Annotated in this window: 11 protein-coding genes; 6 read left to right on the top strand and 5 right to left on the bottom strand. The window is 55.6% G+C overall.

The features are described from left to right. Positions 1–443 precede the first annotated feature (443 nt). The 6 genes from CA54_RS14515 (at position 444) to CA54_RS29825 (ending at position 7,151) form a co-directional block, all read left to right on the top strand. Entirely contained in the window at positions 444–1,007 is a 564-nt protein-coding gene (locus tag CA54_RS14515) for a sigma-70 family RNA polymerase sigma factor (RefSeq protein ID WP_146371445.1), read from the top strand. A 130-nt stretch (positions 1,008–1,137) separates the two neighbouring features. Continuing rightward, positions 1,138–3,546 carry a serine/threonine protein kinase gene (locus tag CA54_RS14510; RefSeq protein ID WP_146371444.1) on the top strand — a complete coding sequence of 803 codons (2,409 nt, stop codon included), beginning with the start codon at positions 1,138–1,140 and terminating at the stop codon, positions 3,544–3,546. A 136-nt stretch (positions 3,547–3,682) separates the two neighbouring features. Continuing rightward, complete coding sequence (locus CA54_RS14505) at positions 3,683–4,225, top strand: DUF2760 domain-containing protein (RefSeq protein ID WP_197532468.1); 543 nt, start codon at positions 3,683–3,685, stop codon at positions 4,223–4,225. Positions 4,226–4,814: 589 nt separating this feature from the next. Continuing rightward, positions 4,815–5,063 (top strand): hypothetical protein, encoded by a 249-nt coding sequence (locus tag CA54_RS14500; protein ID WP_146371442.1) that lies wholly within the window; start codon positions 4,815–4,817, stop codon positions 5,061–5,063. A gap of 131 nt (positions 5,064–5,194) precedes the next feature. Then, positions 5,195–6,685, top strand: a complete 1,491-nt coding sequence (locus tag CA54_RS14495; protein ID WP_146371441.1) for a tetratricopeptide repeat protein — start codon at positions 5,195–5,197, stop codon at positions 6,683–6,685. A gap of 94 nt (positions 6,686–6,779) precedes the next feature. After that, positions 6,780–7,151 (top strand): DUF6368 family protein, encoded by a 372-nt coding sequence (locus tag CA54_RS29825; protein WP_231963067.1) that lies wholly within the window; start codon positions 6,780–6,782, stop codon positions 7,149–7,151. Positions 7,152–7,371: 220 nt separating this feature from the next. Here the strand turns inward: CA54_RS29825 and CA54_RS14485 are convergent, their stop codons facing one another. From CA54_RS14485 to CA54_RS14465, 5 genes are all read right to left on the bottom strand, one after another. Continuing rightward, entirely contained in the window at positions 7,372–9,393 is a 2,022-nt protein-coding gene (locus CA54_RS14485; RefSeq protein ID WP_146371439.1) for a hypothetical protein, read from the bottom strand. A gap of 298 nt (positions 9,394–9,691) precedes the next feature. Continuing rightward, a complete protein-coding gene (locus tag CA54_RS14480) occupies positions 9,692–11,275 on the bottom strand; it encodes a multiheme c-type cytochrome (protein ID WP_146371438.1) in 1,584 nt (527 codons plus the stop codon). Between the two features lie 124 nt (positions 11,276–11,399). Continuing rightward, positions 11,400–12,584 carry a DUF1573 domain-containing protein gene (locus tag CA54_RS14475; RefSeq protein ID WP_146371437.1) on the bottom strand — a complete coding sequence of 395 codons (1,185 nt, stop codon included), beginning with the start codon at positions 12,582–12,584 and terminating at the stop codon, positions 11,400–11,402. 87 nt (positions 12,585–12,671) lie between these two features. Beyond that, the gene (locus CA54_RS14470; RefSeq protein ID WP_146371436.1) at positions 12,672–15,023 is read right to left on the bottom strand and encodes an O-antigen ligase family protein; all 2,352 of its coding nucleotides are present in this window, start codon (positions 15,021–15,023) and stop codon (positions 12,672–12,674) included. Between the two features lie 63 nt (positions 15,024–15,086). After that, on the bottom strand, positions 15,087–16,184 hold the full coding sequence (locus CA54_RS14465; protein WP_146371435.1) for an MraY family glycosyltransferase: 1,098 nt from the start codon (positions 16,182–16,184) through the stop codon (positions 15,087–15,089). Positions 16,185–16,740 lie beyond the last annotated feature (556 nt).

The following is a 16,740-nucleotide window of genomic DNA, read 5'->3' as shown; positions in this document are numbered from 1 at the left end:
CGGTAGTCTTGCAAGAATCGGAGGGGACGGATTTCTCGTTGCCGTCCGTTATGTTGCGGAGAGGCTCGCCAACGAACAACCGATCTTTTTCCGACAGTGGATGTCCGCACCTGGGACAATGTGCATTCATTCCGGATGTGGAAAGGACTAGGTCGCATTGACATTGATAAACCGCCATGATTGCCCTCCCTGTCCGAATGGGGTGACGATGAATCGTCCCCGGTTACACGGTAAGTATGAGTGAAATTCATTACACCCATAACGCGGTGAAATCGCATCAAACCGGCAAATCCGGGACAGAGATCACGCAAGAATTCGCGGAATGCTTCGCTTTTTCAGCGGATTTGTGCGTAGCTTGCGTGTAGAATAACCGGCGAGAGTAGTCCGGTCGTTTACCGGAGGAACGATGTCGACTTGTAGATGTCGATTGGGGTATTGCTGCTATGAATTCGCGATCAGACCAGACAACAGAGCTCCTGCAAATGGCGGCCGCCGGCGACGAAAAAGCGGCGGACCGACTGATGCCGCTGGTCTACGACGATTTCCGTCGCCTGGCCAACAGCTACTTGCAACAAGAATCGCCGGGGCATACATTGCGGCCGACGGCTTTGGTGAATGAGGCCTATTTGAAATTGGTCAATCAGACCAAAGTCGATTGGAAGAGCCGCACGCATTTCTTTGCCGTAGGCGCGCAAGCCATGCGACGCATCCTGGTCGACCATGCGCGGACCAAGAAACGCGTGAAACGCGGAGGCGGTGCGCGACGCATCTCTCTGGATGAGGAATTGACGGTTTCACCGCAGCGCAATGAAGATGTGTTGGACTTGGATGAGGCGCTGAAGAAAATGGCGGAGGAGCATCCGCGGGCGGCTGAGATCGTCGAGTTGCGGTTTTTCGGCGGGTTGAGTGTGGCTGAAGCGGCCGAAGTCGTCGGTGTCTCCGAACGGACGGCAAGAAACGATTGGACGTTTGCCCGCGCCTGGCTGCGACGCGAACTGGCCCTGTAGAATCTCACTTTCCCATTACAGTACACGACCCCCACTTCACATTTCCGATATGCCGGTCAGCACACCGAATCGTTTCAAGTGGGCAGACCGCGATTTGTCAAAACTCTCTCCCAGCCTAAGGCGTTGATTTGTGATTCCGGACCGTAACAGCCGCATTCGAGACCTTTTCGTGCAGGCGATCGATTTGGATAAAAAATCGCGCGCGAAGTTTCTCGATCAGGAATGCGGCGACGAACCGGAGATTCGCGCAGAAGTCGAATCGCTGCTAACGCATCATGCTCCTGATACAATTCTTCCCGAGGGACTGCCGTCCAATCCCATCGCTGCGGCGGCGAGCGGTGTGAATCAACGACCATTCCGCCGCATCTTCGCCACGACGATTCGTGAAATCATCGAGCGAGGCTTTCGCCATCGTTTTTCGCGTTACGTCATCCTTTTTACACTGGGGATCCTGCTGAGCGGGGTCGGCATTTGGATGTATTTGGGCATGGAAGGATCGTTGCGAAAGATTCTGGCCACCAAGTTGGAATCGTTGCTGGATGCTGACATCGCCGCGCTGGAAATTTGGATGGATGATAAGAAAGCGTCTGCGGAAGTCTGGTCGCAGCAGCGCGACGTCATCGCTGCCACGCAGGAACTGGTGGCACTGGCGAAAACAGAATCTACGACTCGCGAGGACTTGCTGAACTCCCCCGCATTGGCGCGTTTGCGTGAAGAATTACACGTGTTTCATCACCGCGACGGCAACTCCGGTTTTGCCCTAATTGACCGCACAGGCCGGGTCTTGGCGTCTGAGCGGGACGACGACATTGGAGTCCGCTTGAAAGCCGGCGGAATGACCGAATTGGCCAAAGTGCTCGCGGACAAAACAACGATCACCAAACCGTTTCCGCAAGGCGCTTTTGCACCGGATCAGACAATTCGCCGCGACGTCCCGGTCGTCTGGGCCAATGCTCCGGTGCATGACGCTCAGGGGGAAATCATCGCGGTGTTGGGGTTCGGTTGGTTGGCCGATCATCAATTCACCCGCGTCCTCTCGGTCGGCCGCATGGGACAATCCGGTGAAACTTATGCATTCGATTCGCAGGGACTGTTGTTGTCGGAAAGCCGTTTCGACCCGGAACTTCGCCGCATCGGCCTGATTCCTGATACGCCCGATTCCCGTTCGATTTTCACCGTGCATGTTCGCGATCCGGGAGGAAATCTACTGACCGGGTATCGACCAAAGACCGCGCTGCGCAACCGCCCCCTCACAAAAATTGCCGCTGAAGCAGTTGCCAGCCGAACATTGCATGACCCGAAGCTCCATCGCGGCGTGATACTCGACCCTTATCGGGACTATCGCGGTGTGCAGGTGATCGGTGCTTGGCAATGGTTATCGCAATACAACATGGGTGTTGTGTGTGAAGTCGACAGCGAGGAAGCGTATGAGTTGTTGCGGTATCCCATTGTGGCATTTTGGATTCGTACCGGATGTTTGGCCGTCGCCCTTGGCGGGTTGCTGATTGCGGCCGCGCGGATTGCGATTCTCAAAAAAAAAGTCGGGACCTATCAGCGTCTCGGGCAATACTCGCTGCTTCGCAAAATCGGTGAAGGCGGAATGGGCGAAGTCTATCTCGCCCGCCATGCACTACTGCGTCGTCCGACAGCGGTGAAACTTCTGAAAGGAAACCGACAACGTAGCGAGGATGTCCGCCGGTTCGAACGTGAAGTGCAGCTGGCCAGTCAGTTGGAACATCCCAACACGATTGAAATCTACGACTACGGCCGCACGGCAGATCAGGTGTTTTTTTACGCGATGGAGTATTTGCCGGGAATTTCATTAGCCGAACTGGTCGCGCTGAGCGGTCCGCTTCCTGCAGCGCGGGTCATATTCTTGTTGCGACAAATCTGTGGGTCACTCCGTGAAGCACATGGCATTGGGTTGATCCATCGCGATGTGAAGCCACAGAACATTATGCTGTGCGACTTAGGGGGCGAGGCTGATTTTGTGAAGGTATTGGATTTTGGCTTGGTCAAAAGCGTCAGCGATACCGGCGGGACGAAGATTACATCGCCGGCAATGATCGTGGGAACGCCGATGTATATGTCGCCGGAGCGATTACAAACGCCGGACGAGGTCGACGCTCGCTCTGACATTTATTCCGTCGGGGCCGTGGCCTATTTTCTGCTTACGGGACAGCAACTGTTTGACGGGATGAGTCAGATGGAGATCGTGTACCACGCCGTGAACGAGCTGCCCGACCCGCCATCGGAAGTCGCCACAACGGCGGTGCCTCCGGTGCTGGACCGGTTGGTGATGGACTGTTTGGCCAAGTCGCCCGCATCGCGTCCGCGCAACATTCCAGCAGTCATGGCGATTCTGGAAGAACTGGCCGAACACGAGGTTTGGACGTCGCACGATGCACGCTATTGGTGGGATGCCAACGTGGCCAAATTGCGAACCACCACCGCCATCGCCACGTTGTTGGAGACATTGCCGGGATCGGCCGAGACAGTCGCCCAGACGTATGCCGCCAGTTCACCGACTCAACGGTGATTGGTTGGGCCACCGCAAGATGGAGTGAATTGGAAAACGAGCGTCGTGTGGTATAACTCGGCCAAACAATATCGCGCCGCACGCGCTGTCGCGGCACAATCGATCCATTCGATTCTTCATTGATAAAGGAAATTCTGTGGGAAAACTGGGACTGGCATTTAAGTCGTTTTTTAGAGTGTTCGGAAATGAAGAGTTCGCCAAATCGGTGGAACAGTTGTTGAGTGGCAAACAACTGACCGCAGAGACGCCCGCTACGCCACCTCCGCCCAAAAAACCACCGGCGCCCAAAAAGCCAGTGCGGAGCGATGCCGTGAGCCTGTTGTCCGCCCTTCAGCGAGAAGCGCGATTGTTGGATTTCCTGCAGGAGTCGATCGCTGAATATGAGGATGCACAAATCGGCGCAGCGGTCCGCGATATCCACCGGGATAGCGCCGCCGTGATTCAACGGATGTTCGCCCCGGCGGCTGTGGTTACCGACGACGAAGGCGCATCATTGGAAATTCCCGCAGGCTATGATCCAGCCGAATTCCGGCTCACTGGAAACGTAGCGGGCGATCCGCCACATCAAGGGACGCTGCAACACCACGGCTGGAAGGCAACACGGTGCGACCTGCCGCAATGGACCGGCGGCGAAGCAGCCGCAAACGTCATCGCCCCCGCGGAAGTCGATGTGGCGTGAGGGGAGTGGCGTGAGGGGAGTGGCGTGAGGGGAGTGGCGTGAGGGGAGTGGCGTGAGGGGAGTGGCGTGAGGGGAGAGGTGGCCGCTGTGTGCCTCTTCGTCTTTCTTCACGCCTGTGCCCTCAAGCCTCCTCCCCCCAATCCTTTCAGAATCTTTTTAAGATCGTTTGGACTCCTCCCCAGTTGTGACCTATGTTTGATCTGTCAGGCAAACGTTGCCGAGCCGCTGCCACCTGTTTGTAAGAAACGGGTGCGGAGCGGATCTTGGGTTTGCTGGGTATACACGCCGTAAGTGACATCTCCAACAAGAGATGCTGATCTTTGAGGCGTGGCAAGGAGAGCTGGGAGCTTCGAGGGGACCTTGCCACGCCTTTTTTCTATGCGCTGTTACCCGTTGCCTCCCTTCTCCGCACCGTGTGGCAAGATATTCCGGTTGGTCTAATCAGGGCGAATAACTGAATTTTGCCGATTCTAGCCGAAGCCGTTTCCCCTGTGCCGCCGATATCTAGACCGTAACACTTCAGAGGTTTCTTTCAGCAACCTCATCTCAATTTACGGTCCAGCAATTCAAATATCGGGCAGTCATTGCCGTGCGGAATATTCCCTCTCATTCATTGGAGCGTGTCGACGCATTCTTTGCTGCGCAACAACCGGGCAAACGCATCTCGCGCGTGTTGCTGTGGAGCGGATTGATTGTCGGCGGTTTGCTGTGGCTCCCCACGGTCTTGACTGACAAACCGACGGTTAATGACACGCCGTTGACGGTCGTTGATCCCTTTGTCAACGTGCCGTTGATAGGCGAATCCACGAACTCCGTTCATTTCGAACAGGCCAATTAATGCCGAACCAGGTTGGCAGGATGAGCACCTCTCCATTGTCACGCATATACCCCTCACTCTTTGTAGCTCTCATGATCGCCGGCGTATTGGCGAGCATCACGGGCTGCGCTGGCCCGGGCATGCGCCTGTCCATGGCACCGCGCTCTGCCCAAAGGCTGGGAGTGGAGAATGCGGCCGCCCTGGAACAGATCAATCAACGCTATCAAGCGGGCGATTTGCATGGTGCGTATGATGCCGTCAAGAAACACCGTCGCAAGCACCCCTACTCCTGGGAAGCGCGCATCACCGAAGCCTGTATCGCCGCCGATTTAGGACGCACCGCGGAGAGTATTCAAGCCTGGCAAGCAGTCGCAACCGCGCAACCCCAGTCGGCCAAAGTGCTCCATCAAGCGGGGATGCATTTGGTACAATTGGGAGCGATCCCGGCCGGTTTGCCGGTGCTTCAATCAGCGGTCGAACGTGATCCCAGCAATGTCAAATACCGTTTGGATCTTTCGGCAGCGTATCTAGCATCGGGGAATTCGCATACTGCGCAAGAGGTGTTGATGCAGGCTCATCGCCAACTCCCTCAGGAACCAACTGTGCCGGTTGCGATAGCACGCCTCTTTGAAAGCCAAAACGTTCATAACCGCGCCGCCCACTATTATGGTGTGGCATTAAAACAATCGCCGGACGATCCCACGCTGCTCCGCCAACGGGGGCGAATGTGGTACCAACTGGGGAATTATGAGTTGGCGCAGAAAGACATGGCCGCATGCGAGACAGCCATGATTGCCGGCGAGCATTGGCCCGCACTATTAGAGTACGGCCAAGTCTGCCTAAAAATGGGTGATGTACAATCCGCCCAACGCATCGCGATGACATTGGGCGAAAATCCGTCCGCCCTGACGTCGGACTTTCAGCAGTTCAGCGTCGCCGTTGCAGCCATGCCGGTTCCCAAACCGGTGCTTGTTCCGCAGCCCGAACCCTTCACTCCTTTCGAAGCACCTCCGGCATTACTAGCCGCGGCTCCAGTCCCGACTTTTGTTGCTCAACGGCCACAGAGAATCCAACAAGCGTCTGGAGTCATCGTCGTCAATCATCCACCGCCAGCGAAATCAACCACGGACACAAAATCGAGCACGGACATACAACCAATTGTGGAAGTACAACCGGAAGAAGTCCCGGCAGCAATCACGCCCGTGGACATTACGATTCCGATCCTGCTGCCGCCACCCAGATTAGCGATCCCGGTCGCCCTGTCGCCGATTACGGACCCTTCGATTACAGCGATTACAGCGATTACAACTAAAACCACACCGATTACAGCTGCACCGATCAAGGCCGCACGAAAAACAGCGACGCCGATTGTGTCGGGACCGGTCCTCCTACCACCAGACGCAGCACCGCCCGCTGCTGAACCCGTGGCCATTGCTCCAACGACTGTCGAAACGGGTTGGCGGACCACACAGAAAAAGAGCAAGCCCTCCAAGCCAGCCCGGACAACATCTCCTAAAACACGCAAATCGGCGGCGACAAAAACGAACAGTTGGAAGCCGCATGTGAGTGAAAAGCGTGTACAGAGTTATCGCAAGACCGGGGATGCGCGAACGCTTGTTAAGAAGAAATTGGCCACGGATTAACACGGATGTGACACGGATAACGTGTCCTTAGTTGATCTCTGGCTATGCGTGATTTGTAAAATCGGGCGATCAGATACGGCGAAAGGAACTGCTCGTGGGACCGACTGCGACCATCTTTTTGCCGAAACCTGTCTCTGAACAATTGCTGGTTAGCCTCGACTCCGAGCTGCGGAGTGCCGCTGCTAGAATCAAAACTTCTCGCAAAGGGTGCGATTGGAACATCTGGATGACCTCTGATTCGACTAGTTTCACGCATCCATTCCAAGTTCACGTTTGGGAAACATCCAAGCGATTAGAGGATTGCGGTGTAGACCTTAAAGAATTGGCTTTGGACTCTTCTGTCTTCCAGGCGATTGTCACCGTTTCAGCGGGCTGCAACGAATACGAAGATTGGAATTTGACCGCAGTCCTTGCCAAAAAGATCGCTGATCGTTTCGGCGGTATTGCTACAAAACCGGAAAAGTAGCAAAAGGCTCGCATTGTTTCTGTCGTTGCACGGTGCGTTGTGACGCACCATTCTTCGTGGGACAACGGATTAACAATTGCAAAACGACCGGGCAGGGGCTGCAAACGTTCGCATTTCTTTTGCTGGATGGGATGCCGCTGGCTAAAGCAAAAACCCTCACCCCGGCCCTCTCCCAGAGGGAGAGGGGGAAATGTAGATGCCGTTGGGTTTATCTCGACGATTACTCTTGTGTCGCTGCGGGTCGTGGTTTTAGGTGGCTGACTGTTTGTAGGGTCATTCGCTGGCGAAAGAGTACCTCGTTGGTTTTGGCGTCGGTAACGGTGTCCTCAAACTGCAGGACGCCGAACGGGACGCGGTCGGATAACCAGAGGGTGCGGCGATAGACCGTCATGCGGCCGTCTTCGTCGGGGGTGTATTTGACCTGCGAGACCGCTTCACGGCATTCGATTGCGTCGGTTTGCAGCGGCGTGAATAGGTAGCGGACGTTGCGGTAGAAATATTCGCGCGTGCGAGGCATGCCTTGCAGGAAGATTTCCGCGATCCGTTTTTCTCGCGCTGAAACCGCACCGGGCCAGAGCAGGCATTCGTCGGGCGCCGCGCCGGCGGCAATTGCTTGTTCGTTGAGGTACAAGTTGATTTGCTCGCCATCGCTCGCCGATGTTCCGTAACCGGTTCCACGCTCGACGCGCACGTGCCGTGCCGCTTGGCCGTTGATTTCAAGTTCTCCTTGGCTGGTCAGCCGCAGGCGCGTCATTTGACCGAGATGGTCGATGCCCTGGAATTCGGCGAAGGGCAATGGGGAGTCCGTTTGTTGGGGGAGCGAAGGAATCCAACATTGTAGCGGCGTTTGCGGTTCCGGCGTTTCTGTCGAGTAGTCGGCCAGTCCCCAATAGTGCATGACGTTCATCACCCAAGGATTGGACCAGGGGTTTGAGCGCGAAAAGGAAGCTGAAAACGCCGATACCGACAGCAGTAGGCAAGCAACAATGCGAAAGGATCGCTTGTGGCCCCACTCATCCAGCACCGGAAGCATGGTGAGCAGCCAAAACGGAATCAGCCAGAAAACCCACCGCAGTCCGCTGGTGTTCCCGCCATAGTTGTCTGTCTTGTACATCACGAATAGCAGCATCCACAAAGTCAGCCCCAAGCCAAGACGGTTGAACAACCGCAATGGAAATTCGCGCCAGCGCCGACCATAAATCCAGCCGACGACCGTTAGTAAAAATATCGGAGAGAGTGAGAAAATACCGTGATGTCCGATCAGGCAGTTCAAGAAATAAGTCACGCGTGACTCGTTGCCCGTATCAATACCTTGAGGCTGAATCCAATAGCTGGGAACTCCCTGATGCACGTATTCATACACGTTGGTGCCGAAATACGCATAAAATGGAACCAAGCCGCCGCTAGCCAGATATGTGGTGTAGAAAAAACCACCCAGGGGGATCAGTGCCGCCGGTATGAACCAGCCGCACGTCAGCTGCCAGGATTGGCGGAGCAGGATCACAAACATTGCCGCCCCAAAGACGAACGCCGGCAGTTCGTTGGTGACCGTAAATGCCGCAAAAAATCCGCACAAGGCGAACAGTCCGCCGCTGCGCCGCCCATCAGCGATGATTCTTGTCGCCGGGTAGAGCGCGAAGACCGTACTGCAGGTGGCGACGGAATGGTTGTTGAAGGTGATTAGAAATGTCGACAGGAACGTTGCAAACGAAGCAGCCGCGACGACGAAGACCGCACTCATCCCGGTACGCACATAGCGGTTGGCCATCACGGCGATTAGTATCAGCGCGATCATCCACGGCAGCCAGTTGACGATGATCAACAGCAGATGCGCAACATCGTAAGTCTGGCGATCCAAGGTCCAGCCGGTCGCCTCTTTGATTGTCCAATACAAACCAGCGACGAGCGTGGGGAGCAGCGCCGGTTTGGAGGAATAGAAATGTTCGTTCCAGCGGACTTTGTCGATCGTATCCCAACCGGGCCGCTGAATGATCTCGTCGATCTGATACGTACCGCGTTCAACGAGCGACCAGACGGTGCACCAACGTGAGCGATCATTGGCGCTGAAGGCGGGCGTTTTCGGCGGGCGAGCCGTGGGCCAGCGCCGTGGTCCGAACCGCAACTCGGCGTTGAGGATGTCAGCCAGCGAGACGGCGGCGGTCAGGACGATCAGCACTGCGCACGCAAATTGGGTCAAGCGCCGCGCCGATCCGTCATTCTTAAAATCGTCCGATGTCGTCATAGCAACCCGTTGCAAAAGGGTGCCACTGGCGGCTTGTCGGCCAGTGCAAACTGTGTGACCAGAAAAACACTGCTGGACAAGCCAGCAGTGGCACCCGACTCTCGAATGTTCTTGGTTTTTCAACGGGCCGATCAGACCGTTGCGGATGAGGGAAGGGGCGCCGGTGGATGTATGGAAGTGCCGTCCATCTTAGCTACGAATGTGCAGGGATGAAACGCGCAGTAAAAAATGCCTTGGCCCCCAAGTTGAGGCATGGGAACCAAGGCAGCTTAAAACAGGGTGCGTGTGTAGCCGGCTGTCAGTCACGACCGGGGTGGGCGACTTTTTTCCAGTATTCGGCAAAGTCGAATTTGGGGCTGTTATCGAGGTCGTGGCATTGATTGCAGAGTTGCTTCTCGGCAATCCCCTGATCGAGATGCATGTTTTTCCGCCAACGGATCAATTCCTCATCTTGCGGCGGTAAATTGCCGGCGACCCGTTGGTTTTCGAGGTCAGCGTGGATGCTGCCGGGACCGTGGCAGTTTTCACATTGTTGGCCTTTTAATTGCGGCGTCGAGCCGGCATCCACGAATCCACGTTCATAAGGAAAGACCTGTTGTGGATTCCAACCGGTGACATGACAGGCCAAGCATTCGGGGTCATGCACTCGGGAGATCCAACCCTCTTCTTGTCCTTCGCGCCCCTTGCTGAGGGAATCGTAGGCATGCGAGTGGCGGGTGGTGCTCCATTTGGAAAATGCTTTGGTGTGGCAATCTTTGCACTGATCCACACCGACGAATCGTGCTCCCGACTCATGCGCAACCGGTTTCATGTTCTGGACGATTTGCTCGTCATGCAATCGCTCCTGATAGCGCCGCATCACGTCAGTCATCGCTGGAGTTTCGTGAAAACGTTGGTTGTCGAGCTCGATCAATTCAAATTTCAGCTTCTGCTCCGCTTCGGGATAATACCCGATGACACCGATATGCTTGCCTTTGTGGCCCACGGTGATGAACATCGTTTTCGATTCGCCGATTTGTTCGGCTTTGTTGTCGGGATCTTCATAACCGCCAGCCGAAACGACAACGTCGAATTGGGGAAAAGCCTCAGCCAAGGCGCGCGATTCTTCCAGGGGGGCATGCGAAAGCAGCACGAGCAGATCGGGTTGCGCTGCGTTGTCTTCATCGGTCAGTGCGGCCAATTGTTTGGTGACCGCATCGTGAGCATTGATGATGTCGACGTCAGGCATGGCGCCGTCGTTTGCGGGAGGTACGATCTCGTTGCGGTAGGCATCCCCGACGATTGAGATCACGCCAATGGTTTTGCCGGCGACTTCGGTCGTGAAATGCCGTTTGGGCATCGTCAGTTCTTCGGATCCAAACAGGACGACATTTGCGCCGAGCAATGGCAATTGATCCTCGGTATCTAACGAGAGCAAATACCCGGCATCCAGGCGAAGTTCCTCGGTTCCCAAGCCCATCGCGGCATAGCCCATTTGCTGCATCGCATCGAGTAAAACTTCGAACTTGATTTGGCTTTGTCGCCGGGTCCGTTTGAGCGAACCTCCCAGGTCGAGTTCGGCGCGGGACCAGCCTTTATCATCAATTTGGCGAAACAGATCCGCTCGCCGTGAAAGGCCGCCCGACTGCGTTTCGGAACAGCCGCACGGTTCTAAATAGCCGTGGGTCTCGCCCGTCACACACAACACAAACTCCGGCTTTTCCCAGCCTTCAAAGATCGGTGCGGGCGGGGGATAGTTGGGCTTGTCGTCTTTTTTGGGTGTCGTAGAGGTCGTGTCGCCCTGGGACGGATCGTCATCTGAGCCGCACGAGGAGAGACAGGCGGCACATACCGCACTGGCAACGATCAACAACGGCATGGTCTGCCAACGTTTCCAAGTCATCCCTCACCCTCCACTGGTTTCCGACGGCTTTGGACACCACAAGCCTGACTGTTTCTATCGCAAGCAGTCAAAAAATCCAAGGGCTGTTTGTTGTCGTACCACGTTCTCGGCAAATTCTGTCGGCTCAATAAGCTTGGTACTTTGCACGAAACTGGATGGACTTTATTTCGGGGTGACTGGTTTCGACAATGAACTCGGCACGTCCTTTGTTTTCGGGAGTCGTTACGGTATCGGGTGGGATCTCGAACTTCACCACATATCGTTGAAGTGATTTTCCCTCAAAGTTCGTATCGCGTTTGATACTCATCTGCACAAATTCGTTGGTGGATTTGATGACATTGAAGTCATAAGTATCGGTATCATCCGGGACACTGACAAACATACTCAATTCGGCAGTAACCCCATCGGCAATATTGAACCCTTTGAAATCAAGCGTCATGGTGCGGGCATCAAAGCTCTTTCCGACAATTTTAAGCGGACCGGTCCGTGTTGTGACGACCGATAGTTCTTCCACATATTCCGTGCCGTCCGGGGCTTTCAAGGTGACCTTGATCGGTGCCTTAAATTTGCCGACAGGAATGTCCGGTTGAATCAACGCGTCGATGCGATACCCACATTTGCCGTTGACGCCTTCGGCTCGGCCCTCCTTAAATTCGAGTTTTTGGGACTCGACTTGAACGAATTCCGAATCGGTTACGGCGGAAACCAGTTCGATGTCCTCTAATAATCGTGACCCGATGATTCCCGAAATCCGGACCGGTTCTTTGCCGACAACATCGGGCGCGATGAACGTCCGGGCCGGGTAAACAAACATCGTATAGGCGACTTTTCCGACGATTGTGAGGGCCAGGTATTTGTTGTCTGGATCGTTCGTATTTAAAGGCGCCACAGACTTGAAGTGTTCCTCTGCGCCGTCTTTCACCTTCCAAGCAACCGTCACGTCCATCGATTCACCCGGCTGTAGTTCTACCCGTTCGAGATCTTTGTCCTCTTTCAGCATGAATTTTGTACAGGTGCAGGTGGCTTTGCCCTTGATGATGCGCAAGACCCCTTCGCCGTCGTTTGACACTTTAAAGACGTGCTCGCCTTCAGTACCGCGTTCCATGACGTCGAAATCGTACGTCGTTTCATCGACCACGGCTTTGGCAGGCGGTCCGACGGATTCCAAATAGGGATCGATGCCCACATCTTCGGAAGTCGATTCCGCGTCTTTTTTGGCCATCCAACTGCTGGCGTTGCTCACGACTACAGCGGCGCCAAGTGCGACCCCGCCCAGTACCATCGCGATGACAATATCTTTTGCCTTCATGAATTCAGTCTCTTGCGATAACGGAAATGAACATACGCACTAGAAAAGTGTAATGACCCGTTTATTGTAAGTTGATACCCCACCTGGTCAATCAGATTCAGTAGGGGGGACCGGCGCGTCCGCCTGATTCGCCATTTTTCTTAACAATTCCAGCGTTTTTTCGGGTAATACGCGGTCAATATGCCCTGCCTGTTGCGTGGTTTCGTTCAATTGCAGTGCGAATTGGGCTTCTTGCTGTGCGTCCGCCACACGCCCGTCCCGGGACAAGGCCTCGGCCAATCGTCCTCGGATTTCGGCCGAGTTGGGATACAACTCAGCTGCGCGCGTAAACGCCACCACAGCCTCGCCAGCCAACTCGGGCGACTGCAGCCGCAGGTTTGCTTGAAGGTAATACTCTCCCAAAATACGAAAATTGTTCCAAGATCGTGGGTTTTTCTCCAGCGATTTCCGTAACATTTCCGTAGCTTTTTGCACCGTTTTCCGAGTATCCTCGGTTTTTACCAAGCCCCCCCCAAACTCCAATTCGGCCAATTTTCGCCATGATTCGCCCGCATACGGATCGGCCACAGTTGCCGCCAGATACGCCTGCCGTGCCCGGACCGGATTGCCTCGCTCCCACAATTGATAGTCCCCTTCAGCAAGGAGCTGACTCGCCCGCGAAACCGGTGCCGTGGCAAATTGCCAACAGGCGAGGCTAATTCCCAGTGACAACAGCAAAGCGACCATCCCAGCCGCACGTGGAAGAGAGCGGGCCGACGGGGAGAGTTCTGCAGGCGGCAGGATCATGACCACGCACAGCAACAGCATCTGGCAGAGCGCCGGCATGGCGATTCCGCCTGCTCCGGAAAGATGGACCATCAGCGTAGCGGCGGCGATGAGAAAAACGGCTGGCCGCGGAGAATTTGGCCCGATTGCTCTGCCGGCCAGCGGAATTGCCACACACCAAACGGCCAGAATACTCCAGGTCACCGCTGAAAACTCTGTCACACCAACCACACAAAATGCAAGAAATGCCCCACAGGTACTCGCCTGGGGAACGGGAATCATGATCTGACCAGCGGGGCGTTGCGATCGGGAGTTTCGTTTCTGTTTAGCAGGTTCAAGTGACGGATCCGAGAGTTGGCCGGGGACCAGGCCGCTGGATTGCCGGATCGCGACGATGCACAGGACCGTCATTGCTGTGAGACCGACAACGGAAATCAAGCCGCCGTTGACCCATACGTCCAACAGTGCATTGTGAGGATCAGAGATTTCCTCGCTCGATTCAGGGCGTTTGTATTGCAGATAATGGTTCCGGAAATTCCCCGGACCAATCCCAGTGAGCGGATGCGTGCGGATCACGTCCCAGGTTCCTTGCCAGTATTCCAGACGATAGCCCAAGGATTTGCGCGTTTCAGCTACGACCCAGCGATCCAAACCCCCGCTCATGACCATCGCCGCGACCAACCCGGCAATCACTAGCACCGCCGCAATCACGATTCGCCACGTATGTCGTGGAAGTGCCGTCCGCGCGGTGATCATCGATAGAATGATTGCCGCTCCTCCAACCATCGTGCCGACATAGGCCGTGCGACTTTTCGTGAGCAGTAGACACGCGGCGATCAACAGCGCCAGTCCGATGCCACACATCCAAGAGGCCACAGGCACGGGCTGTGAGGTGGAGTTCGCAAATCGCTGTGCTAACACAGCCGCTAAAACAATTAGCCAGACGGCCAACAGGCCGGCGAAGGTGTTGGCCAAGGCGAAACGCCCCAACGGCTCTGTGCTCGATAACAAGCGAGCTTCGTAGCCCATGCGTCCTGAGCCTTCCAACGAACTGGTCGGGACACCCATTTCGATCAACTGTCGCTTCAACCGCGAGGAAGCGGCCACGTTGCCTCCGGTGGTGGGCTGTTTCGACAATTCGTCGAGCTTGCCGCGGATCTCGTTGTATTGGGCCGCTGTTTGTGGATACCAAACATAATGTTGCCACAAGCCATAGCTAGCCAGCGCTGCTGAACTGGCCAGCATGATGACCACGATTTGTCGGCGGAATTCCCAAGTCGTGAACGTCTGCCGCATCAAGAAATAAGTCGCGCCCAAACCGGCCCATTCGGCCAGCATGTTGATCGTCGCGCGTTGATCGGCGTCGCCGGTGAGCGCCAGAAATCCGGAAATCAGATGCCCGGCGACGAACAGTGCGACAGCGATATCGACTTTGTGAAACTGAAAGCCGCGAACCTTTCCTCGCCAATACCCCACCGACCACATCGCTAACGCAGCAAAACTGAATTGTGCCATCCATAATCCGAAACCGAGTGTTGCGCCTTCGGTGGGGGACAACAGCCGCCACACCAGCAACATCGCGACGGCCGCAATGAGCAGCGTCTCGATGATGGTCGGCGCATCGCCGGGCGGCGATTCGGTTTGTGGAGGGGCGCTGCGCCCAGATTTGCTCATAAAGTTCTTACCGCGATTGTCCACCAGACCGGCCGCACGGGCCAGTCATTGGTAAAGCGCGTCTTATAGTTTTTTCTGATGGCGGCGAGCGGCTGTTTCGAGGATTGCGATCACAGCCAAGACACAGAGGATCAACGCCACCACAATCAATGCCCCCGCCCAATTGGAGACCTGATAGAGTAGCAGCCCCCCTAGTCCCGTCGTCAATGTCGCCAGATGAATTGTGAGCACGGCATCGCGGCGGCTGAGGCCTAATTCGACAAGGCGATGCGAGAAATGACATTTGTCCGCATGAAACGGACTGCGTCCCTCGGAAAGTCGGATGATCATCACCGAGCAAAAGTCGTACAGCGGAATGGCCAACACGCACAGCGGCGCCAACATCACGTAGGGCGGCGTTTTTTCGTATTCATAAAACGTACCGACGACAGTCATACTGGCGATCGACAGGCCGACGAAATAGCTCCCGGCATCTCCCATAAAAATTCGCGCTGGCGGAAAGTTGTGGCACAAAAACCCGCCGAGCGACCCCGCCAAAATCAGCAAAAATGCGGCAACGAACCAGCGCGGTTCGGAGGTGCTGGTGAGCATGATCAACGCAAAAATCACCGACGTAATCAAACCGATGCCGGAGGTCAGTCCGTCCATGTTGTCCAAAAAGTTGAAGGAATTGGTCAGCACCAAAATCCACAGCACGGTCACGATGGCGCCGATCCAAGCCGCATCGGCGAACAGCGTGGCGCGGACACCCATCGAGACCAAACCGATGGCGGCGATAAGTTGTACGGCCAGTCGCGGCGCCCAGGGGAGGTTTTTGAGGTCGTCAATCAACCCCATCACGGCCAACAAGGTGCCCCAGGCGATGATGGCCCACAATTGGCCACTCCGCGCGCCGATCCCGGCGACATGCGCAGCCAATTCTTCGGGAAGTAACTGCGCGACGGTTGACGACGACAAAAACAGCTGTGCACCGGCCAACGGCAAAACCGTCCCCAGCCAAATCCCAATTCCTCCGCCCAGAGCGGTCGGCGTTTCATGGACCTTGCGCGCCGCGGGTTGATCGACCAATCCCCACTTCGGCGCCATCGCCCGCACCACAGCCGTAACAACCGCGGAAATGATAAACCCCGAAGCTGCACAGGCAATAATCAACAAAACCATAGAATATCTCGCACCATTTTTCTCACCCTCTCAGAGAGGGGGCGAGTGTTCACACTTTTTTACTCCCTCTCCTTCCGAGAGAGGTGCGGGGTGAGGGTTTCCCCCGCATTAGACGGGCCTACACCCACCAGTTTCCCAAAACGACTCGCCGACAACAGGGAAATCACCCTCGGCAGCCAAACGAACCAAAATCCGCCCGTAGTTTTCCCGCGTAACCGTTACAGTCGACGCGATTGCGATGGAAACGGCGGTTGCGTTTCGGGGCCATGTTTGCAGCCTCTTATCCCCCCTTACGTTGTGAACCGTCGAAATCGATGAATACCGTTTACCCGTTTTTCCAGATCCCCGCCTCGTGAGCAAGGAAATTTGCGGTGGATGTGATGTCACCGGTCTCCCCGCGGGATTGACCGGTCACCGTTTCCGCCCGATAATGAAATACTACCCGTCCACTACAAGTCGTTCCCAAACCCTCTGACGCCTCTCGTTGACTCTGATTTGCAAGTAACGAGAAAAAGCCCAACTGGGTTTTGAAACTGGTTCTAGCGAATTTCCCGTC

Source organism: Symmachiella macrocystis (assembly GCF_007860075.1).
GTDB classification, from domain to species: Bacteria; Planctomycetota; Planctomycetia; order Planctomycetales; family Planctomycetaceae; genus Symmachiella; species Symmachiella macrocystis.
Note: the sequence above shows the minus strand (reverse complement) of the source record. Positions and strands in the feature narration are given on the sequence as shown.

Coding starts and splice junctions, on each gene's coding strand:
- CA54_RS14470 (WP_146371436.1), bottom strand. CDS start 15,023: ATGAGCAAATCTGGGCGCAGCGCCCCTCCACAAACCGAATCGCCGCCC.
- CA54_RS14515 (WP_146371445.1), top strand. CDS start 444: ATGAATTCGCGATCAGACCAGACAACAGAGCTCCTGCAAATGGCGGCC.
- CA54_RS14485 (WP_146371439.1), bottom strand. CDS start 9,393: ATGACGACATCGGACGATTTTAAGAATGACGGATCGGCGCGGCGCTTG.
- CA54_RS14465 (WP_146371435.1), bottom strand. CDS start 16,184: ATGGTTTTGTTGATTATTGCCTGTGCAGCTTCGGGGTTTATCATTTCC.
- CA54_RS14475 (WP_146371437.1), bottom strand. CDS start 12,584: ATGAAGGCAAAAGATATTGTCATCGCGATGGTACTGGGCGGGGTCGCA.
- CA54_RS14495 (WP_146371441.1), top strand. CDS start 5,195: ATGGCACCGCGCTCTGCCCAAAGGCTGGGAGTGGAGAATGCGGCCGCC.
- CA54_RS14480 (WP_146371438.1), bottom strand. CDS start 11,275: ATGACTTGGAAACGTTGGCAGACCATGCCGTTGTTGATCGTTGCCAGT.